Annotated in this window: 1 pseudogene; it reads left to right on the top strand. The window is 70.0% G+C overall.

Annotated features, from left to right (window positions below):
* Window positions 1–207: pseudogene (locus RRF55_RS29460) on the top strand (LysE family translocator); the annotation flags it as partial.

The following is a 207-nucleotide window of genomic DNA, read 5'->3' as shown; positions in this document are numbered from 1 at the left end:
CCCAAGGTGTTCCTGCTGTTTCTGGCATTGCTGCCACAGTTCACCGACGCCACGGCGCCGTGGCCGGTACCGCTGCAGATCGTGGCGCTGGGGCTGGTGCATGCGCTCAGCTGCGGGGTGATCTACCTGCTGGTGGGCTTTGGTTCGCAGGCCGTGCTGGGCGCGCGGCCTGCGGAGGCGCTGTGGGTCAGCCGGGTGTCGGGGGCG

This window comes from Klebsiella sp. K47 (genome assembly GCF_051858335.1).
GTDB classification, from domain to species: Bacteria; Pseudomonadota; Gammaproteobacteria; order Enterobacterales; family Enterobacteriaceae; genus Klebsiella; species Klebsiella pneumoniae.
Note: the sequence above shows the minus strand (reverse complement) of the source record. Positions and strands in the feature narration are given on the sequence as shown.